This is a genomic window from Haemophilus parainfluenzae T3T1, from assembly GCF_000210895.1.
Lineage (GTDB): Bacteria > Pseudomonadota > Gammaproteobacteria > Enterobacterales > Pasteurellaceae > Haemophilus_D > Haemophilus_D parainfluenzae_A.
Genome location: NC_015964.1, coordinates 956,895 through 983,627, shown reverse-complemented (window position 1 = coordinate 983,627; position 26,733 = coordinate 956,895). Strand labels below are relative to the sequence as shown.

Annotated in this window: 23 protein-coding genes, 1 tRNA gene and 1 pseudogene; 11 read left to right on the top strand and 14 right to left on the bottom strand. The window is 40.9% G+C overall.

Annotated features, from left to right (window positions below; all coding sequences use genetic code 11):
* Positions 1-41: 41 nt before the first annotated feature.
* Complete coding sequence (gene proB / locus PARA_RS04955) at positions 42-1,151, bottom strand: glutamate 5-kinase (RefSeq protein ID WP_014064811.1); 1,110 nt, start codon at positions 1,149-1,151, stop codon at positions 42-44.
* A 141-nt stretch (positions 1,152-1,292) separates the two neighbouring features.
* Between proB and folA the strand changes: the two genes are divergently transcribed.
* On the top strand, positions 1,293-1,793 hold the full coding sequence (gene folA, locus PARA_RS04950; protein WP_014064810.1) for a type 3 dihydrofolate reductase: 501 nt from the start codon (positions 1,293-1,295) through the stop codon (positions 1,791-1,793).
* A 79-nt stretch (positions 1,794-1,872) separates the two neighbouring features.
* On the opposite strand, the gene pfkA is transcribed toward folA, so the two are convergent.
* From pfkA to dprA, 5 genes and pseudogenes are all read right to left on the bottom strand, one after another.
* A complete protein-coding gene (pfkA, locus tag PARA_RS04945; protein ID WP_014064809.1) occupies positions 1,873-2,838 on the bottom strand; it encodes a 6-phosphofructokinase in 966 nt (321 codons plus the stop codon).
* 112 nt (positions 2,839-2,950) lie between these two features.
* Positions 2,951-3,541: a hypothetical protein gene (locus PARA_RS04940; RefSeq protein WP_014064808.1), complete on the bottom strand. Its 591-nt coding sequence runs from the start codon at positions 3,539-3,541 to the stop codon at positions 2,951-2,953.
* Positions 3,534-4,310, bottom strand: a complete 777-nt coding sequence (gene yaaA / locus PARA_RS04935) for a peroxide stress protein YaaA (protein ID WP_014064807.1) — start codon at positions 4,308-4,310, stop codon at positions 3,534-3,536. The genes PARA_RS04940 and yaaA overlap by 8 nt, the downstream gene beginning before the upstream one ends.
* 63 nt (positions 4,311-4,373) lie before the next feature.
* Positions 4,374-4,580: a hypothetical protein gene (locus PARA_RS10520; RefSeq protein ID WP_419760871.1), complete on the bottom strand. Its 207-nt coding sequence runs from the start codon at positions 4,578-4,580 to the stop codon at positions 4,374-4,376.
* A gap of 51 nt (positions 4,581-4,631) precedes the next feature.
* Positions 4,632-5,489 (bottom strand): annotated as a pseudogene (gene dprA, locus PARA_RS04930) (DNA-processing protein DprA); the annotation flags it as partial.
* A gap of 525 nt (positions 5,490-6,014) precedes the next feature.
* Between dprA and leuA the strand changes: the two are divergent.
* From leuA to PARA_RS04885, 9 genes are all read left to right on the top strand, one after another.
* Positions 6,015-7,562, top strand: a complete 1,548-nt coding sequence (gene leuA, locus PARA_RS04925; protein WP_014064805.1) for a 2-isopropylmalate synthase — start codon at positions 6,015-6,017, stop codon at positions 7,560-7,562.
* A 166-nt stretch (positions 7,563-7,728) separates the two neighbouring features.
* Positions 7,729-8,805, top strand: a complete 1,077-nt coding sequence (gene leuB / locus PARA_RS04920) for a 3-isopropylmalate dehydrogenase (RefSeq protein ID WP_014064804.1) — start codon at positions 7,729-7,731, stop codon at positions 8,803-8,805.
* 90 nt (positions 8,806-8,895) lie between these two features.
* Positions 8,896-10,305, top strand: a complete 1,410-nt coding sequence (gene leuC / locus PARA_RS04915; RefSeq protein WP_041918225.1) for a 3-isopropylmalate dehydratase large subunit — start codon at positions 8,896-8,898, stop codon at positions 10,303-10,305.
* Positions 10,306-10,315: 10 nt separating this feature from the next.
* Positions 10,316-10,918, top strand: coding sequence for a 3-isopropylmalate dehydratase small subunit (gene leuD / locus PARA_RS04910; RefSeq protein WP_005696826.1), 603 nt, complete (start codon positions 10,316-10,318; stop codon positions 10,916-10,918).
* 175 nt (positions 10,919-11,093) lie between these two features.
* Positions 11,094-14,786 (top strand): methionine synthase, encoded by a 3,693-nt coding sequence (gene metH, locus PARA_RS04905; protein ID WP_014064802.1) that lies wholly within the window; start codon positions 11,094-11,096, stop codon positions 14,784-14,786.
* A 63-nt stretch (positions 14,787-14,849) separates the two neighbouring features.
* The gene (locus PARA_RS04900) at positions 14,850-15,605 is read left to right on the top strand and encodes a YaaW family protein (protein ID WP_014064801.1); all 756 of its coding nucleotides are present in this window, start codon (positions 14,850-14,852) and stop codon (positions 15,603-15,605) included.
* 30 nt (positions 15,606-15,635) lie between these two features.
* The gene (locus PARA_RS04895) at positions 15,636-15,803 is read left to right on the top strand and encodes a hypothetical protein (protein WP_014064800.1); all 168 of its coding nucleotides are present in this window, start codon (positions 15,636-15,638) and stop codon (positions 15,801-15,803) included.
* A gap of 318 nt (positions 15,804-16,121) precedes the next feature.
* A complete protein-coding gene (locus PARA_RS04890) occupies positions 16,122-16,904 on the top strand; it encodes a hypothetical protein (RefSeq protein WP_014064799.1) in 783 nt (260 codons plus the stop codon).
* 172 nt (positions 16,905-17,076) lie between these two features.
* Positions 17,077-17,544, top strand: coding sequence for a hypothetical protein (locus tag PARA_RS04885; RefSeq protein ID WP_014064798.1), 468 nt, complete (start codon positions 17,077-17,079; stop codon positions 17,542-17,544).
* An 89-nt stretch (positions 17,545-17,633) separates the two neighbouring features.
* Here the strand turns inward: PARA_RS04885 and PARA_RS04880 are convergent, their stop codons facing one another.
* The 6 genes from PARA_RS04880 to PARA_RS04855 form a co-directional block, all read right to left on the bottom strand.
* Entirely contained in the window at positions 17,634-19,055 is a 1,422-nt protein-coding gene (locus PARA_RS04880) for a sucrose-specific PTS transporter subunit IIBC (protein ID WP_014064797.1), read from the bottom strand.
* A 126-nt stretch (positions 19,056-19,181) separates the two neighbouring features.
* Positions 19,182-19,267: transfer RNA gene (locus PARA_RS04875), tRNA-Leu, on the bottom strand.
* A 23-nt stretch (positions 19,268-19,290) separates the two neighbouring features.
* On the bottom strand, positions 19,291-19,638 hold the full coding sequence (gene secG / locus PARA_RS04870) for a preprotein translocase subunit SecG (RefSeq protein ID WP_014064796.1): 348 nt from the start codon (positions 19,636-19,638) through the stop codon (positions 19,291-19,293).
* Positions 19,639-19,754: 116 nt separating this feature from the next.
* On the bottom strand, positions 19,755-21,698 hold the full coding sequence (locus tag PARA_RS04865) for a DNA topoisomerase III (RefSeq protein WP_014064795.1): 1,944 nt from the start codon (positions 21,696-21,698) through the stop codon (positions 19,755-19,757).
* Positions 21,699-21,702: 4 nt separating this feature from the next.
* Positions 21,703-22,305 carry a recombination mediator RecR gene (gene recR / locus PARA_RS04860; protein WP_005696838.1) on the bottom strand — a complete coding sequence of 201 codons (603 nt, stop codon included), beginning with the start codon at positions 22,303-22,305 and terminating at the stop codon, positions 21,703-21,705.
* Positions 22,306-22,366: 61 nt separating this feature from the next.
* Positions 22,367-22,696, bottom strand: coding sequence for a YbaB/EbfC family nucleoid-associated protein (locus PARA_RS04855; protein ID WP_005696839.1), 330 nt, complete (start codon positions 22,694-22,696; stop codon positions 22,367-22,369).
* A gap of 135 nt (positions 22,697-22,831) precedes the next feature.
* On the opposite strand from PARA_RS04855, the gene PARA_RS04850 reads away from it, so the two are divergent.
* Positions 22,832-23,923 carry a metallophosphoesterase gene (locus PARA_RS04850; RefSeq protein WP_014064794.1) on the top strand — a complete coding sequence of 364 codons (1,092 nt, stop codon included), beginning with the start codon at positions 22,832-22,834 and terminating at the stop codon, positions 23,921-23,923.
* 45 nt (positions 23,924-23,968) lie between these two features.
* On the opposite strand, the gene PARA_RS04845 is transcribed toward PARA_RS04850, so the two are convergent.
* Both PARA_RS04845 and PARA_RS04840 read right to left on the bottom strand, forming a co-directional pair.
* Entirely contained in the window at positions 23,969-25,339 is a 1,371-nt protein-coding gene (locus tag PARA_RS04845; RefSeq protein WP_014064793.1) for an L-serine ammonia-lyase, read from the bottom strand.
* A gap of 35 nt (positions 25,340-25,374) precedes the next feature.
* A complete protein-coding gene (locus PARA_RS04840; RefSeq protein WP_014064792.1) occupies positions 25,375-26,613 on the bottom strand; it encodes an HAAAP family serine/threonine permease in 1,239 nt (412 codons plus the stop codon).
* Between the last annotated feature and the right edge of the window lie 120 nt (positions 26,614-26,733).

Sequence of the window (26,733 nt, the reverse complement as noted above, 5' to 3'; positions counted from 1 at the left end):
GAAGGTTCAGAAAATATAAGAGATCCGATTTCTATTTTAAGCTATAGCACAATCATGTCATCACGATGTAACGCAACTGCACCGTACTCATAGCCAAGAATTTGTTCAATTTCTTGGGATTTTTTCCCTTTGATTAATTCCAACGCATCGCTGTTATAACGCAGCATACCAAGTGCAATCACTTTACCTGAGGTATTCTTAATTTTGACGACTTCACCACGTGAGAAACGCCCTTCCACAGCCGTAATCCCTGCAGGCAACAACGATTTATTCTGTACTAACATGGCATTTTCAGCACCCTCATCAATCGTCAGCATACCCGCTGATGGAGCTGCAAATAACCACTGTTTACGACTTTCGAGACGATCTGAATGATGTGCAATAAATTTCGTGCCAATTGGTTTATCGTAGGCTAAATCCACAATCACATCAGGTCGGCTACCTGGTGCAATTATCGTTTCAATACCTGAACGCGTTGCCACATCTGCTGCAATAATTTTTGTACTCATCCCGCCAGTACCAAGGTTTGTACCACTACCGCCTGCAATCGAACGAATATGATCAGTAATTTGCTCAACCACTGGAATCAATTTCGCATCTGGATTTTTACGAGGATCGCTTTCGTATAAGCCTTGTTGATCCGTTAATAAGTAAAGTTGTTCCGCTTGCACTAAAATCGCAACTAACGCCGATAAGTTATCGTTATCCCCTACTTTAATCTCAGCCGTTGCTACCGCATCATTCTCGTTAATCACTGGAATAATGTGATTGTCCAACAGCGCATGTAATGTATCGCGCGCATTTAAAAAACGTTCACGATCTTCAATATCGGCACGAGTTAATAAAATTTGTCCAATATGAATATCATAAATTGCAAATAATTTTTCCCAGGCTTGAATCAGTTGACTCTGCCCTACTGCAGCTAAAAGCTGCTTTGACGCAATGGTTGGAGGAAGTTGAGGATGATTTAAATAATGTCGTCCAGCAGCAATCGCCCCTGATGTCACAATCACGACACGAAAACCCGCTTGATGAAGTTGTGCAATCTGGCGAACAATATCGACCATGTGAGGCGCATTCAATTTTGGGGAACCATGTGTTAATGTGCTAGTACCAAATTTTACGACGATTGTTTTGCGATTTGCCGACATAGTTTATCCCCAGTGAAAAAATAGAAAAGTGCGGTTAAATTAGCACTAAAATTAATAAAAATCACGAAAAATCCAACCTCATATACAGATTTTGTGAATAGCTATGATATAGTGCAAAAAAATAAAAATAGGATAGAAAATATGACATTAAGTTTGATCGTTGCGACAACAAAAAATAACGTCATCGGAAAAGATAATCAAATGCCTTGGCACTTACCTGCTGATTTAGCCTGGTTTCGTAAAAACACCACGGGCAAACCAGTGATTATGGGCCGTAAAACCTTTGAAAGTATTGGTCGCCCATTGCCTAAACGCACCAATATCGTCCTTTCACGCACGCCTTACGTATATGAAGGTGTCATCTGGAAAGAGAATTTTGAAAGTGCGGTCGATTTTGTCAAAGAATTTGATGAAATTATGTTGATTGGCGGCGGCGAGTTATTTAAACAATATTTACCTAAAGCAGATAAACTATATCTCACGCAAATTCAAGCTGACATTGACGGCGATACCTTCTTCCCTGAAATTAATTGGGCTGAATGGAGCATCGAGTTTGAAGAATATCGCCAAGCAGATGCAGATAATCCCTATGATTGTCGTTTTTTAATTTTGCAGCGTAAGAAAAATAAACTAAAAGCCTAATCTAGAGCATATAAAAATCGGGCTAAAACAATGATTGTTTTAGCCCGATTTCTTTTGTTTTAAATAAACCTTTAGAAGATTATTCTAAGCGTTTAGCCATTTCTAACCAATCTGCTTTAAATTCACGACGCATATTGTTGATTGCATCAATAATATCGTGGTGAACTAATTTTTCGTTTTGAATACCCACACAGTAGCCACCTTTACCCTGTAGCAATATATCTACCGCATATACGCCCATACGTGAGCCTAAAATACGGTCGAAGGCACAAGGCGAACCACCACGTTGAATATGGCCTAATACGGTTGCACGGGTTTCATGACCTACACGAGCTTCAATTTCACGAGCAAGAGAATGCACGTCAGTGATTAACTCAGTAATCGCAATGATGGCGTGGCGTTTTCCACGAATAATACTGCGCTCAATTTGGCGAATTAATTCTTCGCGGTTAAATTCCATTTCAGATGCCACAATGTATTCACAACCACCAGCAATACCTGCAGAAATGGTTAAGTCACTACAGTGACGACCCATGATTTCCACGATAGAAATACGTTGGTGAGAACTTGAAGTGTCACGTAAACGGTCAATGGCATCCACCGCTGTTTGTAGTGCGGTTTCATAACCGATTGTGTAATCTGTTCCAGCCACATCGTTATCAATTGTGCCAGGGATACCTACGCAAGGGAAACCATGTTCTTCAGTAAGCAATTTAGCCCCCATGTAAGAACCGTCACCACCAATAACAACTAAGGCATCAATACCATGTGAACGTAAAATTTCTGCACATTTCTCACGTACGGCAGGATCCTTAAATTCAGGGAAACGAGCAGAACCTAAGAATGTCCCACCACGGTTAATAATATCTGATACATTATAACGGTTTAACTGTTGGATTTTATTATTATATAAGCCTTGATAACCGTCATAAATCCCAAATACTTCAAGCCCTTCTGCAAGAGCTGCACGAACAACGCCACGGATGGCAGCATTCATACCTGGTGCATCACCACCACTGGTTAATACAGCAATTTTTTTAATCATATTTACCTACTTTGAATTCTTAAGAACAATTGGTGCTAAGATTACACTATCCATAATTTCTGCTCTAGCAAAATTTTGAAAATTTACTTGAGATTTGATCTAGTTATACATTTTAGTGATTGAAATAACTTTCACATTTCCAAGAAAGATCCGCTTTTTGTAATGTTTTACTTTCTTTTGCGACAAGATACTTTTGTAAATTTTTCACAATTTTTACTTTGCTTAAGCGCTGAAACTTTTTCATTTCCATTTTTTGGGAATATTGGTATTGCACAAAACCACAATGGGAAATATTTTTCCCTTTCGCAATATCCACCTGCCAAGACGGATTTTGTTCTGTTGGTGCATAAATGACATAACCGTTTAATTCTGTCGCGGGCTTTTTCGGATTCGTTGAATTGGCACGAATTTTGAAATCTTGCACACCCAAATTACGATACACTTTTTCACGTAATGCTACACGTTGCTCAATAGAACGGGTGACATCACGATCAAGCAATACTTCAATTTGAGATTTCCAATTTTCCAATGTTTCCGGCTCAGCAATATAAACGTAACGTGCAATCGTATCTAAATCTTGGCTTGCGGTAAGCTTATAGGTTTTACCGTTATACTCAATTTTTTCAGGTGTTTGAAGCTGACTCACTTTTGCCGCACAACCTGAAAGTAAAAGTGCGGTCAATATAACCAGGAATTTATTCATTGATATCTCGCTTAAATACAAATTCTTTTTCAGTTGAGGATGTCGCATCAAACCAATAACCACCTAGGTCAAACTCTTTCAGTTGTTCAACACGTTCCAAACGATTTTGAATGATAAAACGACACATTAAACCACGGGCTTTTTTCGCATAAAAGCTGACCACTTTGTATTTACCATTCTTATTATCTAAGAAAACAGGCTTCACAATCTGTGCATCTAATTGGTTTTCTTTTACTGATTTATAGTATTCATCAGAAGCTAAATTGATCAAAACACGATCGCCTTGCTCATCAAGTGCCTGTTGCACGGATTGAGTGATAATGTTCCCCCAAAATGCATAAAGATCTTTCCCTTTTGGATTCGCTAACTTCGTGCCCATTTCCAAGCGGTAAGGTTGCATTAAATCAAGGGGTTTAAGTAAGCCATATAAGCCAGAAAGCATACGTAAATGGCGTTGTGCGAATTGCACATCTTCATCAGATAAGCTATCCGCATCCAAACCGGTGTAAACATCACCTTTGAATGCCCAAATAGCTGCACGTGAATTTTTTTCGTTGTGAGATTTTGTCCATTCAGCAAAGCGAGCGGCATTTAAGCCCGCAAGTTTATCGCTGATAGACATTAAGGAAGAAAGATCTTGGGGAGATAATTGACGACAGATTTCAATCAGTTGCTCACTATAATCCGTCAAGTGCGGTTGAGAAACAGGAAGATTTCTGACCGCACTTTCAAAATCTAAGGTTTTTGCCGGGGAAATAATGGCTAACATAGGTTCTCCTTTCTAAAACTGAACCGTATCTTAGCACAGGATTGCCTCATCACTCTACCCCGTTTATGCTATCCGCTTATAGAGTCCATTCTCATTGACGATTAAATCTTGTAACTCCAAATCTAATAACTGCACTAAAAGCAAATCCACCGGCAAATTCAATGCTGCAGATAAATCATCAAGACTTATCGGTGTATAAGTAATATATTGATAAAGTTCAGGATGACTCGGCTCTACCGCAGGTGCTTTTGCGGTGAGTGGTTTAGTCATCGACTGATTGATTGGCGTATGTACTGGAGGCTGAAAAACAACGTTATGATTAAGACAATCTAAAATGTCTTTGATATTTTCCACCAACATCGCCCCTTGCTTAATCAGTTTATGACAGCCTTGACTGTATTCACTTTGAATATTCCCCGGCAACGCAAAAATGTCGCGGTTTTGTTCTAAGGCATAGCGTGCTGTAATGAGTGAACCGCTTTTCTCTGTGGCTTCAATCACTAACGTTCCTAATGAAAGCCCGCTGATAATGCGATTACGACGAGGAAAATTTTCAGCAATCGGCGCTTGTGTAGGGATAAATTCGGAAACTAATGCCCCGTTATTTTCGATAATTTGCTCGGCTAATCGGCGGTGTTTGGCGGGATAAATATGATCTAATCCACTGCCCAATACGGCAATGGTTTGTCCTTGAATATCTACCACCGCCTGATGACTAAATCCATCGATACCTAAAGCCAGCCCACTCGTGACCGTCAATCCTGCAAGAGAAAGTTCTGTCGCAAAATATTTTGCCCAATATTCACCATAAGCCGAACAATAACGGCTCCCAACCATGGCAATTTGCTGGGCAGAAAGTGCGGTCAAATTACCTTTCACAAATAATAAGGGCGGAAAGCCACTAATTTGTTTAAGTAAAAAAGGATAGTCATCTGAAAAACAGTGGATTAAATGATGTCCTTCTTTTTCTGCCCAGCTCAAAGCAGGTTCAATAAATTTCATTTCTGGCTGAAACCAACGACGAATCTGTAACGCATCCCAGCCCATTTGTTGAAATGCCACTTCATCATAATTTAACAAATCTTCTATATTCACATGGGCCAAAATTTGTTGAATCCGCACACTGCCCAATTTGGGCACTTGAGCTAATCGCAACAAAATCGACGTAAAATCGCTCATTTATTCTCTCCTTTAAAAAGAGAATTATGACGAGATTGGTGTTAAAAAATGAAAGATTTGTCTTAATTTTGCGATTCAGATCGCAAAAAGAGAAAAAATTTTAGAAAAAATCGGCATACCAGAAACGAGGAATAAAACAGGACAAAAATAACTTCTTGAAAGCCATTTTTAGATATTAATTCCAGTAAAATCATTACATTTAGATAAATAAACTTTTAAGATTATGTCGAGATATTTATTTTAGATATAAATCACTAAAAAATGGTTTGACAGCGAAACTTTTATCCGTAATATGGACAGTGTTTTACAGAATTTTTTATAGGATTATCTTTTTTATGTACCAAGTTGTTTCTTTATCTCTCAACCTCCTGCTCTCACATTCTTTGTGCGGCTAAGTTGTGGATAAAAAATACCTTTATGTAAAAAAATCTATTATCAACCCGCACTTTTAAGATTGCGGGTTTTTTGTTTCAAAAACAGTGCTAAAAGCGACCGCACTTTGAGTGACAACAGAAGGAAATTATTATGTCAGATCGCGTTATTATTTTTGATACCACCTTGCGTGATGGAGAACAAGCATTAAAAGCAAGCTTAACCGTAAAAGAAAAGTTACAAATTGCTTTAGCGCTTGAACGTTTAGGTGTGGATGTGATGGAAGTGGGTTTTCCAGTTTCTTCTCAAGGCGATTTTGAATCTGTTCAAACTATCGCGCGCCATATCAAAAATAGTCGTGTTGCGGCACTTTCCCGTGCGGTAAATAAAGATATCGATGCGGCTTACGAAGCCTTAAAAGTCGCGGAAGCGTTCCGTATTCACACCTTTATCGCGAGCTCCGCATTACACGTTGAAGCCAAATTAAAACGTACCTTTGATGATGTCGTTGAAATGGCTGTAGCCGCGGTAAAACGTGCACGTAACTACACGGATGATGTGGAATTTTCTTGCGAAGATGCTGGTCGTACGGGCATAGATAATATCTGTCGTATTGTGGAAGCGGCAATTCATGCGGGGGCTACCACCGTAAACATTCCAGATACCGTTGGTTTCTGCTTACCAAACGAATACGGCAATATCATTGCTCAAGTGCGTAACCGCGTGCCAAATATTGATAAAGCAATCATTTCTGTGCACTGCCACAATGACTTAGGTATGGCAACAGCCAACTCCTTAACCGCAGTACAAAATGGTGCTCGCCAAATTGAATGTACCGTAAACGGCATCGGTGAACGTGCGGGTAATACTTCACTTGAAGAAGTCGTGATGGCAATGAAAGTTCGCCAAGAATTTATGGGCGTGGATACACGTATCAACACGCAAGAAATTCACCGTGTCAGCCAAATGGTAAGCCAACTTTGTAATATGCCAATTCAACCAAATAAAGCGATTGTAGGTTCAAATGCTTTTGCTCACTCTTCCGGTATTCACCAAGATGGTGTGTTGAAAAACAAAAACACCTACGAAATCATGTCGCCAGAAACCATTGGCTTGAAGAAAGAGAAATTAAACTTAACTGCACGTTCTGGTCGCGCAGCAGTGAAAGGTCATATGGCGGATATGGGTTACACCGAGCAAGATTATGACTTGGATAAATTGTACGAATCTTTCTTGAAATTAGCAGACAAAAAAGGCCAAGTGTTTGATTATGACTTGGAAGCGTTGGCGTTTATCGACATGCAACAAGGTGATGAAGATCGCTTAGTGTTAGATAAACTTTCGGCACACTCCACCAAAGAATATCCAGCAACCGCTTTTGTTCAAGTGGAATTAGATGGCAATAAATTAAGCACTTCGTCAATTGGTGGTAACGGTCCAGTCGATGCAGTTTACAATGCGATCTTGAACTTAACTGGCTTAGAAATCAAAATGTCTCACTATAACTTAACCGCTAAAGGTGAAGGCGCTGAAGCATTAGGTCAGGTGGATATCGTGGTTGAACATGACGGCCGTAAATTCCATGGCGTTGGTTTAGCGACAGACATCGTTGAATCTTCCGCGCTTGCTTTAGTCCATGCGATCAATGCGATTTACCGTTCACATAAAGTCGCAGATATTAAGAATCATAAACATCATTAATCTATCGAGTTACTCTCTTTACCAAAGAGGGATTAGGGAGATTTGGCAGAAGTAACATCAACCTCAGCAGTGAATTTTATATCGTTAAAATCTCCCCCTCCCCCTCTTTATAAAAGAGGGGAGAAAATTAACCGCACTTTAGTGTGAAAGAAATAGGAAAAATAATATGCAATCATACAACATCGCAGTTCTACCGGGAGACGGTATTGGTCCGGAAGTCATGGCTGAAGCCATTAAAGTATTAAACAAAGTCCAAGAAAAATTCGGTTTTAAACTTAACTTCAATGAATTTTATGTAGGAGGTGCTGCAATTGATCATTGTGGTTGCCCATTACCAGCAGAAACCTTAAAAGGTTGTGATGAAGCTGACGCGATTTTGTTTGGTTCTGTGGGTGGCCCAAAATGGACAAATTTACCACCGGATCAACAACCTGAACGCGGTGCATTGTTGCCATTGCGTAAACATTTCAAATTATTCTGCAATCTTCGCCCTGCTACCCTTTATAAAGGCCTCGAAAAATTCTGCCCATTACGTGCAGATATTGCGGCAAAAGGATTTGATATGGTGGTTGTGCGTGAATTAACGGGCGGGATTTATTTCGGTCAGCCTAAAGGGCGTGAAGGTGAAGGCGCACAAACCAAAGCATTCGACACTGAAGTTTATTACAAATATGAAATTGAACGTATTGCGCGTGCGGCTTTTGATGCCGCAATGAAACGTCGTAAACACGTGACTTCTGTGGATAAAGCTAACGTACTGCAAGCCTCAATCTTATGGCGTGAAACCGTAACTGAAGTGGCGAAAGACTACCCTGAGGTCACCTTAGATCACATTTATATCGACAACGCGACCATGCAATTAATCAAAGCGCCTGAGTCTTTCGATGTGCTCCTCTGCTCGAACATTTTCGGCGATATTATTTCTGATGAAGCGGCGATGATCACGGGTTCTATGGGCATGTTGCCATCTGCAAGCTTAAATGAAGAAGGTTTCGGCTTATATGAACCAGCTGGCGGTTCTGCGCCGGATATCGCAGGCAAAGGTATTGCTAACCCAATCGCACAAATTCTTTCTGCCGCGATGATGTTGCGTTATAGCTTCAACTTAAATGATGCCGCAGATGCGATTGAAAATGCGGTACAAAAAGTCTTAGCAAATGGTCACCGTACCGGTGATTTAGCCGATGACTCTGCCCCTGTTTCAACGGCAGAAATGGGTACATTAATCGCTAACGCAATCTAATAAAAACAATTAAAGTGCGGCTTAAAAACACCCTCAATTTTGACCGCACTTACTACTCTAACAAAAGCCTCTAACGAATTGAGAAAAATTATGGCAAAAACTCTTTACGAAAAATTATTCGATGCCCACGTGGTATACGAAGCTGAAGGCGAAACGCCGATTTTATATATTAACCGTCATTTAATCCATGAAGTGACCAGTCCACAAGCCTTTGACGGTTTACGTGTGGCAGGCCGTCAAGTGCGCCAAGTAAGCAAAACTTTCGGCACCATGGATCACAGTATTTCTACTCAAGTACGTGATGTGAACAAACTTGAAGGCCAAGCGAAAATTCAAGTATTGGAGCTCGCAAAAAATACAAAAGCGACCGGTATTCAATTATTCGATATGACCACCAAAGAACAAGGTATCGTGCATGTCATGGGGCCTGAACAAGGCTTAACCTTACCAGGCATGACTATCGTTTGTGGTGACTCCCATACCGCCACTCATGGTGCGTTCGGTGCTTTGGCATTTGGTATTGGTACATCTGAAGTCGAACACGTATTAGCCACACAAACCTTAAAACAAGCTCGCGCAAAAAATATGAAAATTGAAGTGCGCGGCAAAGTAGCGCCAGGTATTACCGCAAAAGATATTATTCTTGCCATTATCGGTAAAACCACCATGGCAGGTGGTACAGGCCATGTGGTGGAATTCTGTGGGGAAGCCATTCGTGACCTTTCTATGGAAGGCCGTATGACTGTTTGTAATATGGCGATTGAAATGGGCGCGAAAGCCGGCTTAATCGCACCAGATGAAACGACTTTCGAATACTTAAAAGGTCGTCCACATGCGCCTAAAGGTAAAGATTGGGATGATGCTGTTGCTTATTGGAAAACCTTAAAATCCGATGATGATGCAAAATTTGACACAGTCATCACATTAGAAGCCAAAGATATTGCACCACAGGTAACTTGGGGAACAAACCCTGGCCAAGTAATCGGTATCGATCAACGTGTACCTAATCCAGCAGAAATGACCGATCCCGTGACTCGTGCTTCAGCAGAAAAAGCCTTGAATTATATCGGTTTAGAACCGAATACCGATTTAAAAGACATTCCGGTGGATCAAGTGTTTATTGGCTCTTGCACCAATGCTCGTATCGAAGATTTACGTGCCGCAGCGGCTGTCATGAAAGGTCGTAAAAAAGCCGACAATGTAAAACGTATTTTAGTGGTACCAGGCTCTGGTTTAGTGAAAGAACAAGCAGAAAAAGAAGGTTTGGATAAAATCTTTATCGAAGCGGGCGCTGAATGGCGTAATCCGGGCTGCTCAATGTGTTTAGGGATGAACGATGACCGTTTAGGTGAATGGGAACGCTGTGCTTCCACTTCAAACCGTAACTTTGAAGGTCGCCAAGGCCGTAACGGTCGCACTCACTTAGTGAGCCCTGCGATGGCTGCCGCAGCGGGAATGTTCGGTAAATTCGTTGATATTCGTGACGTAACATTAAACTAAGGAGCAGAAAATGGCAGGATTTAAACAACTTTCAGGCTTAGTAGTGCCATTGGATGCGGCAAACGTGGACACAGATGCGATTATTCCAAAACAATTTTTACAAGCGATTACCCGCGTAGGTTTCGGTAAACACTTATTCCATGAATGGCGTTATTTGGATGTGGAAGGCACCAAGCCAAACCCGGATTTCGTATTGAATTATCCGCAATATCAAGGCGCGACCATTTTATTAGCGCGTAAAAACCTTGGTTGTGGTTCTTCTCGTGAACATGCGCCTTGGGCATTAGCCGATTACGGTTTCAAAGTGATGATCGCACCAAGTTTTGCGGATATTTTCTATAACAACAGTTTAAATAACCACATGTTACCGATTCGTTTAAGCGAAGAAGAAGTAGAAGAAATCTTCCAATGGGTGTGGGCAAATGAAGGTAAACAAATCCATGTGGATTTGGAAGCGATGACGGTCACTGTAGGTGACAAAGTCTATCACTTTGAACTGGATGAATTCCGCCGCCATTGTTTGTTAAACGGCTTGGATAACATCGGTTTGACGTTACAACACGAAGACGCCATCAGTGAATACGAAAAAAATATTCCGGCATTTTTACGTTAATCTGTTTTTTTACTCGGACAGCAAATATAGCTAACCATTTGGCGGACAATTTGTCCGCCTTTCTTTTTGAAAACATTCCATTTTTTTACCGCACTTTCTCCCCTTTTATTTGACAGTATCCATGCTTATCCCTATTATTCCGACCAATATTGATTGATTTTAAAAAGAGCTGTCTATGTCACATAATCAAACCGAATTACTGAAAAAATCCCTCGCTGAACGCATCCTTATTTTAGATGGTGCGATGGGGACGATGATCCAAAAATATAAACTCACTGAGGCTGATTTTAGAGGCGAGCGTTTTAAAGAAAGTGCGGTTGATTTACGTGGCAATAATGACTTGCTCACCTTAACCCAACCGCTGTTAATTTCTGCGATTCATGAGAAATATTTACAAGCGGGCGCCGATATTATTGAAACCAATACCTTCAGTTCTACCACTATTGCACAAGCGGATTATGATTTACAGTCTATTGCCTACGAACTGAATTTCGCAGGGGCAAAACTAGCGCGTTTAGCCGCAGATAAATACAGTACACCAGAAAAACCTCGCTTTGTTGCGGGCGTGTTAGGGCCAACCAACCGTACGGCCTCTATTTCTCCTGATGTAAACGATCCAGGTTTCCGTAACATTACCTTTATGGAACTGGTGGATGCCTATGCTGAAGCGACTAAAGGCTTAATTGAAGGTGGTGCAGATTTAATCATGATCGAAACCATTTTCGACACGTTAAACGCAAAAGCCGCCATTTTCGCCATTGAAACCGTGTTTGAAGAATTAGGTGTGGAATTACCGATTATGATTTCCGGCACCATTACCGATGCTTCCGGTCGGACGCTTTCTGGGCAAACCACAGAAGCGTTCTACAACTCACTTCGTCACGCTAAACCGCTAACTTTCGGTTTAAACTGTGCGCTCGGCCCGAAAGAACTCCGCCAATATGTTGAACAACTGTCTAAAATCAGCGAAACCTATATATCTGTTCACCCGAATGCGGGCCTACCAAATGCTTTTGGTGGCTATGATTTGGGGGCTGAAGAGATGGCGGCACATCTGAAAGAATGGGCTGAAAGTGGCTTTGTAAACATTGTCGGGGGTTGTTGCGGTACGACGCCAGAACATATCAAAGCCTTTGCCGATGCAATGCAAGGTATTGCACCGCGTAAATTGCCTGAAATTAAAACTGCGATGCGTTTATCAGGCTTAGAACCACTCAATATTGATGATGAAAGTCTATTCGTGAACGTGGGCGAACGTAATAACGTGACAGGTTCAGCGAAATTCAAACGCTTAATTAAAGAAGACAAATTTGCCGAAGCCATTGAAATTGCCATCGACCAAGTGGAAAACGGGGCGCAAGTGATCGACATCAATATGGATGAAGCTTTGCTAGACAGCAAAAAATGCATGACCCGTTTCCTTAATATTATGGCGACGGAACCGGATGCTGCCAAAGTGCCTGTGATGATCGACTCCTCCAAATGGGAAGTGATTGAGGCGGGCTTGCAGTCGGTACAAGGTAAACCGATTGTGAACTCTATTTCGCTTAAAGAAGGCGAAGAAATCTTTATCGACCACGCCAAATTGGTACGTAAATATGGTGCAGCCGTGGTGGTCATGGCGTTTGACGAAGTGGGGCAGGCCGATACCGAAGATCGCAAAGTGGAAATTTGTAGCCGTGCTTATGACATTTTGGTGAACCAAGTCGGCTTCCCACCAGAAGACATTATTTTCGACCCGAATATTTTTGCCATCGGTACAGGGATTGAAGAACACAACAACTACGGTGTGGATTTCATCAATGCTACAGGTCGCATTAAACGTGCCCTACCGCATGCGAAAATCTCGGGCGGGGTGTCGAATGTGTCTTTCTCATTCCGTGGTAACAACGTGATGCGTGAGGCTATCCACGCTGTTTTCCTCTATCATGCCATCAAGCAAGGCATGGATATGGGGATTGTGAATGCGGGACAACTTGCGATTTATGACGATCTCGATCCTGAATTACGTGAAATTGTGGAAGATGCAGTATTAAACCGCAGTCCTGATGCCACTGAAAAATTACTCGATATTGCGGAGAAATATCGTAACCAAGGCAACGATGAAAGTGCGGTGGATTCTGTCGCAGAATGGCGTACTTGGCCAGTGGAAGAACGTTTAAAACACGCGCTAGTGAAAGGGATTACCACTTACATTGTGGAAGATACTGAAGAAGCCCGCCAACAATTACCAAGCCCATTAGATGTCATTGAAGGGCCGCTGATGGAAGGGATGGATGTCGTCGGTGATTTATTCGGTGACGGTAAAATGTTCCTGCCACAAGTGGTGAAATCTGCGCGCGTGATGAAACAATCTGTGGCGTATTTAGAGCCGTTTATCAACGCCACTAAACAAAAAGGTTCAAGCAACGGTAAAGTGGTGATTGCGACGGTAAAAGGCGACGTGCACGATATCGGTAAAAATATCGTGAGCGTAGTGATGCAATGTAATAACTTTGAAGTGATTGACTTGGGCGTGATGGTGCCTGCAGACAAAATCATTCAAACCGCTATTGATGAAAAAGCGGATATCATCGCGTTAAGTGGTTTGATTACCCCTTCTCTAGATGAGATGGAATACTTCTTGGGGGAAATGACTCGCTTAGGCTTAAATCTGCCAGTGATGATTGGCGGTGCGACCACATCTAAAGAACATACGGCAATTAAACTTTATCCAAAATATAAAGAACACGGCGTATTTTATACCTCAAATGCCTCTCGTGCGGTGACGGTGTGTGCGACATTGATGAATCCTGAAAGCCGTGCAGAATTATGGGAACAGTTTAAAAAGGATTATGAGAAAATTCAGCAATCTTTCTCTAACCGTAAACCACTGCGTAAACAGCTCAGCATTGAAGAAGCGCGTGCAAACCGCTTTGATGGCTTTAGTGGTGAATGGGCAGATTACGTGCCGCCAACACCAAACCAAACAGGTATTGTGGAATTTAAAAACGTACCGATTGCCACATTACGTAAATTTATCGACTGGTCGCCATTCTTCCGCATTTGGGGCTTAATGGGTGGCTATCCTGATGCCTTTGATTATCCAGAAGGTGGCGAAGAAGCACGTAAAGTATGGAACGATGCGCAAGTGGTATTAGATGAATTAGAGCAAAACCACAAACTCAACCCAAGCGGTATTTTAGGCATCTTCCCTGCGGAACGTGTAGGCGATGATGTGGTGCTTTTCGCTGATGAAGAACGCACACAACAAATTGGCACCGCTTACGGCTTACGCCAACAAACAGAACGTGGCAAAAACAGCAAAAGTCCGTTTAACTTTGCCTTAAGTGACTTTATTGCTGATCGCGAAAGTGGCAAAAAAGACTGGATGGGTATGTTTGCCGTCTGTGCAGGAATTGAAGAAATGGAATTAGTAGAAGGCTATAAAGCGGCAGGCGATGACTACAATGCTATCTTACTACAAGCGGTGGGCGACCGCTTAGCGGAAGCCATGGCAGAATACCTGCACTTTGAGCTTCGCACCCGCATTTGGGGCTACACGCAAGAAGAATTCGACAATCAAGGTTTAATCAATGAAAACTATGTCGGCATCCGCCCTGCACCAGGTTATCCAAGCTGCCCTGAGCATACCGAAAAAGCATTGATTTGGGATTTATTAGAAGTGGAACAACGCATCGGCATGAAACTCACCGAAAGCTACGCTATGTGGCCGGCAGCTTCCGTCTGCGGTTGGTACTTCACCCACCCGGCAAGTAACTATTTCACTTTAGGTCGCATTGATGAAGACCAAGCTCAAGATTATGCCAAACGTAAAGGCTGGGATGAGAGAGAGATGATGAAATGGTTGGGTGTGGCGATGAAGTAACTTTAATTATTAATAACTTTATAATGCGTCCTATATTTATAACTTTTTAACAAGGAATCAATCATGAAAAAAATCCTCCAAAAATGTACAAATAATGACCTTGAATACATCTCTGAAATTCTAGATAGTTATGTAGCTTTTACTAATGACTCAAAACGAAAAGAGTTGTTAAAAAAAACTATTAAGGATGGAGATATTACCACTAAAAATGAACTCATTAAGTTAATAGATAAACAAATTAGATATTATGGCTCATCTGATGTTGCATATTTATTTAGAAGTTTATTTAATGATGATGGAGGAGTTTCTGCTGAAGAAGTAATTAGCGATGTTGCTAATAAATTGAAAGTGAAGGTTAAACTAGGAGCCTCTACTGAAAAAATGCTTGAATTACTGGTGCTAGCTGTTGTTGACAAAGAACTTCTATCAAAATCTCCAGAAGAATTATCAGCGTATTTTAAAAAAGCAAAGATTTGTGATGCAGATAGTGAAAAAATCATTAATTACTTAAAAGATAATGGAAAAATTGCTGTTCTACCAATACTATTTAAGATCTTAGGACCTGAAATGACTGCAGCAATAATTCAATCTATAGTTATCTCCATTATTGCTCAATTCGTTGGTAAAGATATAGCAAAAAAACTTATTCAAGAGCTCGTAAAAAGAAATCCTTGGTTAAATACCTTGGGGCCAATAATATGGGTTCTTTCTGGAGCTTGGTTTGCACTTGATTTGCAAGGTGAAGCATATAGAAAAACTATTCCAATTTGTTTATATATTGGTATTGTGGCACTTAGAGATGGTGAAGAGGAAAATTAACTTTAATAGTTTATAGAATAGGAGAAAAATATGTTAGGCGATGAATGCTATACTTGTGAAGGGCGAGGCTATTTTGACTACTGCCCAATTGATATGGGAGATAACTCTCGAGAAGGTCATTCTGATTGTGCGTTTTGTGGTGGAGACTACTACGGTGAATTTATTTGTCCTGATTGTGATGGAACAGGTAAATCATAATATACTCCCCACGATGGCGCAAGCGTCCTCGCTTGTGCCTAGCAACTAAAAGTGCTGTCAAAAAATCCAAAGAATTTTGAATATTGGTTCTGCCGACAGCTTATGGGTAAAATTCGCAATGTTTTTATTAAACAGCACCTGAAAAACTGACCGCACTTTGATCTGCCTCATACAAGCATAGAAGTTTAGTGAATAATTCTCCCCCCATTTTTTAATCTCTAACACTAATATGAGGAAAGCGTATCCTAAAAACAAATAGCAAAACAATTCTGGATTAAGTAAACTAATTCCAAAATCCCACCGCTTGTAAGGAATCCTATGAAAAAATTTATCTCTTTGCTTTGCTTATTATTAGTAGCTTGTTCGAGTAACAATACGCCACCTGCTTACGACAGTACGACGCCCTTTTACGAATATATGACTCGCTTGAAAGGTGAAGAAATATTAATTCGAGGTATTGTTAAAACACCGGATAATAAAACTTATTTGCTTAGTGATAACGAAGATTATGAGTTTTCAGGTATTGATGCGCATTATTTACAACCTTTATTCCAACCTGAATACATGACAAAGCTGTTAAAATCCAATAGAAGGGATGATAAATTTTATCTAGCGCTTTCCTTTGATGCTGACCGTAGTAATAACTTTGTTAAAATATACTATAAGCTAGTATTACCGATGAAATACCTTAATACGCTTCGTCAAAGTTTGAAAGGATTAGAGCAACGTTGGCGAATAATTTATGATGATGGTAATTGTGGAGTAAGCGATTTCTTCCATCAAGAACCTTCTGAATGCAAAGATAATAAGCCTAAAACCAAAATTACCCTTTATATGGGATGGGTAGAGAAGCCAATAATCAATGGGCGTATCGTGAAATTGAATAACCGTGATGAAATTTTGAAAAAATCCTCACGCTCTATACCAATACCTGCATATCTTGATAATTATCGTCTAAAAACAGATGAAGAAATTCGATCAGAGAAACGAGATAAGATGAAAGAATCAGCCAAATATAGAGCAAAAGAAGCCTTTGACATCATTACTGCACCAATTTACTACCTTATGTTGATAGGGGTGGGTCCTGTTATGGGCAAGTAGTTACTTATCATATTTCATTTTCTTTATAATGGCGCACGCTCGCAGCGTGTGCCAAATTTTACTAAAAAACACTTCAAAAACTCACCGCACTTTCCCCTTTGTATATTGCACTATCCCCAATTTCCGCTATTATACTCCCTTTCTCATTCACTCTACTCTCGGAACTTTATCAATGAATAAATTCAAAATAGCATTACTCACGGCTGCATTCGTAGGGTTGTTTGCTTGTACCACAACACAACAACCAAAGAAAACTGTTAAAACACGATTCCTTAAAAATAATATTAGCCAAACGGAATTAAACAATCCTAAAGACTACAAGCGTTATTACTATTCTTGCCGTAATTCAGAAACGGGTTCAAGTTCGTATTTAACCACTTACTTCCCGCTTTCAAGAGAAAGCCGCATGAAAGATAACTTTGGTATTTATTTCCAATTAGATGGTGGAAAAGCCGTGCCGTTTGATCATGTGGAAAATCGTACCTTAAATGCACGTGGAAATCGCTTTGAAGTGATTTATCGCTCTTATGAGCCGATTGATGGCAGTTATGTTGATTTAATCGCTCGTGAAAATAATTCCGTGTATTACAAGAATAATCAAGGCATGAAAACCACTTGGTTAAACTGTCGAGAAGGCTAATTCTCACTGAAAGTGCGGTCATTTTTAGACGCATTTTTCCAAACAAAAAAGCACGAGATTAAACTCGTGCTTTTTCTTTTTTATTTCAATTATGCTTTTGCTTGTGCGCGTTTCACGAAAACGACTGAAAGCGTGAATGCCACCACAAATGAAATCACCATACCGAGGCTATACATCGCAAGGCTATCCGGTTTGATAGATGGGATACCTAAGAAACCTGCTGCCCCTAATGCAATGGCTTTTACATTAAAGAACGCGATAAAGGCACTTGCAAGACCTGAACCAATCATCGCCGCAAAGAAAGCTTGACGATAGCGTAAGTTCACCCCGAACATCGCCGGTTCAGTAATTCCTAATAATGCAGAGATACCAGATGGTACTGCTAAACCGCGTACTTTTGGATCTTTTAATGCCACTGCCACACCTAAACAGGCTGCACCTTGTGCGATATTTGACATTGCAGCGATTGGGAAAATAAAGGTACCGCCTGTATTTGCCATTTCAGCTAATAATTGTGTTTCAACCGCAATGAAGGTTTGGTGCATACCCGTGATAACAATTGGTGCATAGAATGCCCCGAAGATCGCGCCGCCCACGAAACCTAAGGTGTCATATAACCAAGTTAAACCTGATGCAATTAATGAACCCGCTTCACGACCAATTGGACCAATTACAGTAAATGCTAAGAAGCCCGCAATAAAGAGCGAGAATAAGGGGGTAATGAGGTTATCTAAATAAGAAGGCACAAACTTACGGAAGGTTTTTTCTAAGGTTGCTAATACCCAAGCAGAAACTAATGTTGGGATAACCGTGCCTTGATAGCCGACTTTTTCAATTTCAAGACCGAATACATTCCAGTATTGGATTTTGCCTTGCGCAAGGGTTAATGCGTAGTTCCAACCATCTGCTAATGCAGGGTGAACTAATAACATCCCAAGCGCTGCCCCTAAGAATGGGTTACCGCCGAATTTACGGGTGGCTGAGAAACCAAGTAATACTGGTAAGAATACAAATGGTGCATTCGCGATGGTGTTAATAAAATCCACCAAATCCGCAAGACCTGGGTGCATATCAATCACGCTTAATTCATCAACGAAGAAACCTTTCGCTGTCAGCATGGAGTGAATACCCATTAACAAACCGCCTGCTACGATTGCCGGAATGATTGGCACGAAAATATCTGCCAAGCCTTTCACCAAACGTTGCAATAAGTTTTGATTGCCTGATGCTGCTTCAGCCACTTCGGCTTTACTCACATCGCCGATACCAAGCAATTTGGTGAGTTCAGCATGGACTTTATTCACCGTACCTGAACCGAAGATAATTTGATATTGACCGGCGACAGCAAACTGCCCTTTCACGCCTTCAATATTATCAATACCTTCTTTATCCACTTTGCTTTCATCGTTTAACACAATACGTAAACGCGTTGCACAATGTGCTGCTGTGGCGATGTTTTCTTTGCCGCCAAGCTTATCAATCACTTGCTGGGCAATTTGAGGGAAGTTCATAGTGCTCTCCTAATGGGGTTTTAGAAAAAGAAATTGACCGATTGTAACCAAAACAGGGGATAATAACTAGCTATTCAGGCAAATTTTAGGCGAAAAAAAACCGACTTGATTAAGTCGGTTTATAGTTGGTGCTCTGGGCGAGACTTGAACTCGCACGGCCTGCGGCCACTACCCCCTCAAGATAGCGTGTCTACCAATTCCACCACCAGAGCGTTTATTCTGTTTTTATTCCTTATTATTGCGGAATGTCATTATTTTTGTTTTCAACTGCTGGAGCAGCTTGTTGTTGCTGTTGTTGAACTTGTTCAGCAGTTTGAGATAAATCGTCAAATGAACCTTTTTGTACGTTACCACGGTGAGAGTTGATATTACCCAACACTAAAGCAATCACAAAAAAGCCTGTCGCTAAGATTGCGCTGGTACGGGTTAAAAAGTTACCTGCACCTGCAGAACCAAACATGGTACCTGATGCACCGCCGCCAAATGACGCACCTGCGTTCGCGCCTTTACCTTGTTGAATAAGGATAAAGCCGATTAAGGCGATACAAATTAATACATAAACAAATAATAAAATATTGTACATTATTCTTTCTTCTCTAAATTGCGATTTCGCAAGAAAACTGGGAGCAAATGTTATATAAAATTCACGCTTTTCGCAAGCGCTTTCCCATTTTTTTTACTTAATTGTATTAAGTTTAATCAATTTTCAGCGTTTAAATCTTCCGATTTTTTGACCGCTCTTTTTCGTTTCGTTGCTGGTGTGCTTAAACCTTTTGAAATCTGACTTAGACGACGTAATGCGGTGAAATCCACAAAGCGCACTAAATCCGGCAACATTTGATTGAGCGTAAACATAAATTGCTGATAACTCGCTTGTTTTTGACTGATATCCGTTAATTGCGCTTCCCAATGTGCCGTCATATCAGGTTGTGTGGCAATATCTGGTAATGCTGAAATGAGGATCCGCCCCGTTTCTGTGCTGTGAATATTTCGTCCTTTTTTGGTCAAAAAGCCTCGTTTAAACAGCAATTCGATAATACCTGCGCGCGTGGCTTCTGTGCCAAGTCCATCTGTTTCTCGCAGAATTTTTTTCAATTCTTTATCTTGCACAAAGCGCGCAATCCCTGTCATGGCGGAAAGCAACGTCGCATCAGTAAATGGTTTCGGCGGTTGCGTTTTTTTGCTCACCACTTCGCCTCGTTCGCAGTACAGGATCTGCCCTTTCTTCACGATCGGCAATAACGGCTCTTGATTTTCATCTTCGTCTTCTTTACCAAGCAATTCTTTCCAACCCGCAGTTTGCAAGTTGCGCGCTTGAGCCACAAAAGTACCGCCCGCAATACTTAAGATAATTTTGCTTTTACGATATTCCGCATCTGGACAGAATTGCAATAAATACTGACGCGCAATCAATTCATAAATACGTTGTTCATCAATACTTAAATTGATCGAGCGCGTGTTAGCTGTCGGAATAATGGCATGGTGCGCTTCCACTTTTTTATCATTCCAACAACGATTACGTTGCTCAGTATCTACCACCAATGGCAAGGTTTGGTACGTCTGACAATGCTGAGAAATGGCATTCATCACTTTATGTCGTTCAGCAAAATGCTCTTCCGGCAAATAGCGACAATCCGAACGTGGATAGGTAATCAAACGATGGGTTTCATATAACCGCTGACAGGTATCCAACACGCTTTGCGCTGACATGCCAAAACGTTTTGCCGCATCAATCTGCAATGCTGACAACGAATAAGGCAAAGGCGCCGTTTCTTTCTCGCGCTTATCTACATATTCTGTCACTTCGGCAGGTTGATCGGTAATACGCTTCACTACATTTTCGGCTAAGCCTAAAGACAGCACACGACCATCTTCATCTTGGTAGTCTTCGCAAGCTTTACTTGGTTGCCAAAGTGCAGAAAAAAGTGCGGTTGGATTTTCAGATGTTTTTTCTTCTTTTACCCACGCCAACACTTCATAGAAATCTTTTGGTTGGAAATTTTCAATTTCCAAATCACGTCGAACAATCAAACCTAATACGGGCGTTTGCACTCGCCCAACAGACAGCACGCCATCATAACCCGCTTGGCGACCCCGAATGGTATAAGCGCGGGTCATATTAATGCCATAAAGCCAATCGGCACGAGCACGCGCCAGTGCGGAGGTGGCTAATGGGATAAAGTTACGATTCGGTTGGAGCTTTTGTACGGCTTTTTCGACCGCGCTGGGGTTAAGATCGCTAATCAGACAACGCAAAATGCCATCACGTTTTTCGGCTGATAAATTGGCATAGCTGAACACTTCATCCACCAGCAACTGCCCTTCTCTATCCGGGTCGCCTGCGTTAACTAAAACATCAGCTTGATGAATAAGTTTTTCCACCACGGAAAGTTGTTTTTTAACTTCTTTTCGCGGTAACAAAATCCATTTTTCAGGAATGATGGGTAAATGTTCTAAACGCCATTGTTTAAATTTAGGATCGTAGGCATCCGGTTCTGCTTGTTCGAGCAAATGCCCCACGCACCAAGTCACAACATCATCATTGCCACATTTAATAAAACCATCACCCCGCTGATGAGGTTTTGGCAATACATCGGCAATCGCTCGCCCAAGACTGGGTTTCTCGGCAATAAACAGGCGCATAAGATTAGTCGATCTGACGACGACCTAAGAAAGAATGGGTTAAGGTGGTGCCGTCCACGGTTTCTAATTCCCCACCGACAGGGATCCCGTGAGCAATACGACTCACTTTAATATTATGTTGATGGCAAATTTCCGCAATATAATTGGCTGTGGCATCGCCTTCCACCGTTGGATTGGTCGCTAAAATCACTTCGTGGAAAGATTCTTCTACCAGACGTTTTTGCAATAAATCTAAACCAATCTCTTTTGGGCCAATACCATCTAAAGGCGATAAGTGCCCCATTAAGACAAAATAACGCCCAGAAAATTGGCCTGTTTGCTCAATAGCCTGAATATCCGCCGGCATTTCCACCACGCAAAGCAAACCTGAATTTTGACGGCGAGGATTGTTACAAATATTGCACGTTTCCTCTTCGGTAAAATCACGACACTGTGAACAATGCCCAATTTTAGACATCGCTTCCGTTAATGCACGTGCTAAATTCATCCCACCGCTACGATTGCGCTGTAAGAGATGATAAGCCATGCGCTGCGCTGATTTCGGGCCAACACCCGGCAAGCAACGAAGGTTTTCAATAAGATGTTCTAAAAGTGGACTGCTTTGCATAATATTTATGATGGGAGAAAATGAATGGTGTGTGAACGTGTAAATTCACACACCCGATGAATTAAAATGGAAGTTTCATTCCTGGAGGTAATGGCATGCCTGCGGTTACAGACGCCATTTTTTCTTTTTGTAATTCTTCTGCACGACGGACTGCATCGTTGAATGCGGCAGCAATTAAATCTTCCAACATTTCTTTATCGTCTTCCATTAAAGAAGGATCGATCTCAATACGACGGCAGTTGTGCGCACCATTAATCGTGATTTTTACTAAACCTGCACCACTTTCGCCTGTTACTTCTAATTGGGCAATTTCTTCCTGCATTTTTTGCATTTTTTCTTGCATTTGTTGGGCTTGTTTCATCAAGCCGCCTAAACCGCCTTTTCCAAACATTGGATTTTCCTTCTTAAATTAACTAAAACGAGCCGCATTTTAGCGAAAAAATTTGCCTTTGGGAACAGAGAAATTTATTATTCAATACTTCAAAACTTGGTCAAAAACGACCGCACTTTTATTTAGGAATTGCAGATGGAAACTCGTTATTACTTTATATTTACGGCAGCCATTATTTTGTTACAACTGCTGATTTATATTTTTAATAAAACGCTGATTTGGTGGCTTAACAAACAGCTCTCTCAAAAGGCAAGACGAGCAATTACTTTTGTCAGCTTTTTGCTTCCTAATGTCTTGGTTATTTGCCATTTTTTAAAGCTTTTTACGATATTTCGACTTATTGCTTTAGTGCTCGCGCTTCTCCTTTTTTCAGCCTTTGCGAGTATCGCCGTGGGAGGTATTCATTTTCTTTTCCGAAAATCCAAATCCATCACAAAAATCGACCGTACTTTACGCATTACTTACCCGATTTTATTTATTGGTATCACTGCCTTAAGTGTGTATAACGCCTATGTCACACGTGTTATTCATTATGAAATTACGCTAGATAAGCCCATTAAACCGCTGCGAATTGGTATGGCAAGCGATCTCCATTTAGGCAAATTATTTGGTGGGAAAGAATTGGATAAACTGGCTGATATTATGCAGCAGGAAAAGGTGGATATCATTTTACTGCCTGGCGATATTATGGATGATAACGTCAATGCCTATTTAGCCGAAAAAATGCAGCCTCATCTGGCGAAACTCAAGGCCCCAATGGGCGTGTATGCCACACTAGGCAATCATGACTTATTCGGTGACCAAGATCGAATTGATCAAGAAATTCGCAAAGCGGGTATTACGGTATTAAGAGATGAAACATTAACATTAAATAATGAATTGGTACTGATTGGACGAAATGACAATCTTGCTCACGATAGACCAAGTACCGAGGCGTTATTAAAACAAGTGAATACTGACTTACCGATTATTCTATTGGATCACCGACCAACAGATATCGAAAAACATGCTTCACTCCCTCTTGATATTCAAGTTTCAGGGCATGCACATAAAGGGCAAGTATTCCCCGCCAGTATAATCACAAAAATGATGTATCGTTTGGATTATAGTCATGAAAAAATTGGCAATCCACATGTTTTTGTCACTTCTGGTTATGGTTTCTGGGGTATTCCAATGCGCTTAGGATCTCAATCAGAAGTAGTAATTATTGATGTGAAAGGAAAATAAAAAAGAGCGGTCAAAAATGACCGCTCTTTTATTATCAATGAAATCTTAAGAACAGACCACTTTCACCGCTAAGCCACCTTTCGATGTTTCGCGATATTTGGCATTCATGTCTTTACCTGTTTCATACATGGTTTCGATCACTTTATCCAAGGTTACGCGAGGGTTCGTGGTTCGGCGTAATGCCATACGGCTAGCGTTAATCGCTTTCACTGAAGCAATTGCGTTACGTTCAATACAAGGCACCTGTACTTGTCCACCAACAGGGTCGCAAGTTAAGCCCAGATTGTGTTCCATCGCAATTTCAGCTGCAATACATACTTGTACTGGCGTACCGCCTAGGATTTCAGTTAAACCTGCGGCAGCCATTGAACATGCCACGCCTACTTCACCTTGGCAGCCAACTTCTGCACCAGAAATAGACGCATTCATCTTATAAAGTGAACCAATCATACCAGCTGCCAATAAGTAGCGCTCAATCACATCCTGTGTTAAAGGTCCTACAAATTTTTCATAATAAGAAAGCACGGCTGGTACGATACCACAAGCACCGTTCGTTGGTGCGGTCACGACGCGTCCACCGGCAGCATTCTCTTCGTTTACCGCGAGGGCAAACATATTCACCCAGTCGATGACATGCATTGGATCATTTGCAAGACGATTACTATTGGCTTGCAAGAGACGATAAAGTGACGGTGCACGACGTACTACTTTTAATGGTCCTGGTAACACGCCTTCTGTATTGACACCATGCTCAATACAATCTTTCATGGTTTTCCAGACATTATGTAAATGTGCTTCAACCTCTTTTTTATCACGTAATGCTAACTCATTTCTCATCATCACCGTAGATAGCATTAAGCCATTTTCCTGACAATGTTTCAAAATATCTTCAGCATATTGATAAGGATACGGCACGGCCACAGGATTCTCTTTCTCTTGACCAAAATGCGCTTCATCTACGATAAAACCACCACCGATAGAATAATAGGTTTGACGATAAAGCACATTACGTTCAGCATCTAATGCGGTAATTGTCATGCCGTTTTCATGCAATGATAAAAAGGAATTATGGAATACCATATTGGCATCCCAATCGAAATTAACCGTTTTTTTACCCTGTGCAATCGACAGTTTTTTGGTTTGTTTAACCTGGTCGATAAATGTTGGGATTAAATCAATATCTACATCGTGTGGTAGATAACCTGCTAATCCCATAATGATGGCGATATCTGTATTATGGCCAAGTCCTGTCATTGAGAGAGAACCATACACATCAACATGCAAGGTTGCAACAGCATCAAATTTACCTTGCTCGATTAAATCATCAATAAACTGCTTGCCTGCTTTCATCGGGCCAACAGTATGGGAGCTGGATGGCCCAACTCCCACTTTAAACATATCAAATACACTAATCATATTATTTTAAATCCTAAGCTAAACTAAAAAGCCGCTTATAATAATCCATATACGACCGCGGAGATAGCAATTAATCCCATAACTGTAACAAATATATTGCTAAAACGACCTTGATAGCGTTTCATTGCTGGAACATTGCGGATTGCATACATAGGCATAATGAAAAGGATCATCGCAATGATTGGGCCGCCAAGGGATTCAATCAAACCTAAAATACTTGGATTAATGATCGCCACACCCCATAAAGTCAATAAGAAGAAAACTGCAGTACCGTAATTTAATTTTTTACGATTCACGCTTTCACCTTTCATTTTGAGGTATAAACCTTCTAAACCTTCACGTGCGCCTAAATAATGGCCAAAGAATGAGCTTGTAATCGCGAAGAAAGCCACTAATGGTGCAAAATAAGAAATGTATGGGTTATCAAATTTGTTAGCAAGATAAGACAAGATACTGATATTTTGTGCTTTTGCTTCTAATAACTCTGCTGGTGTTAAAGTTAATACACAGCTAAATACAAAGAACATCACGAAGAAAAGTAATACGGTTGAAGTGCCTTTTTCTGTACGACCAATGTGATATTCCGTTGTATTAAAATCTTTATATTCACGTTGTTGAGAAAGCGTGAAAGATGAAATTGCCGGAGAATGGTTAAAAGAGAAAACCAATACTGGGATGGTTAACCATAATGTCGTGATAAAGCCACCAGCAGTAGGAAGTTCATAAAGCATTGAAGCATTCCATTGCGGAATGAGATAAATTGATAACGCAAAGAGAATCAACACCAATGGATAAACCAGTAATTCGGTGATTTTCAACATCACTTTTTCACTGAACAACATGACTGAAATCAATATCGCAATTAATACAAAAGAAAGAATCACACGGTTTGGTGAAGCCATGCCTAATTGGTTGACGATAAAAGAATCGACCGTATTAGTGATCCCGTTTCCATAAATCAATAAAATTGGGAAGATCGCAAAGAAATATAATAAGGTAATTAATTTCCCAGCGGTCGGGCCGAAATGTTCTTCTACTACTTCGGTAATATCACTGCCTGGTTTAGAAGAAGACAACACGAAATAAGCCAAACCACGATGCGCAAAATATGTCATCGGTCCAACTAAAACCGCCATCACAATCAAAGGCCAAAAGCCGCCCATCCCTGCGTTGATTGGTAAAAATAATACCCCTGCACCCACCGCAGTTCCAAATAAGTTTAATACCCAAGCTGTATCAAATTTATTCCATTTTTTATTAGTTGTAGTGTCCATACATTACCCTCTAAAGTTAAATTATAAAATCTTTACCCAATGAATATTCATTCATTAAATTAATGGTGGCATTATGATAACGTTAGGGGGTGATCGCAAAGTGCAAAATAATAAAGTGTG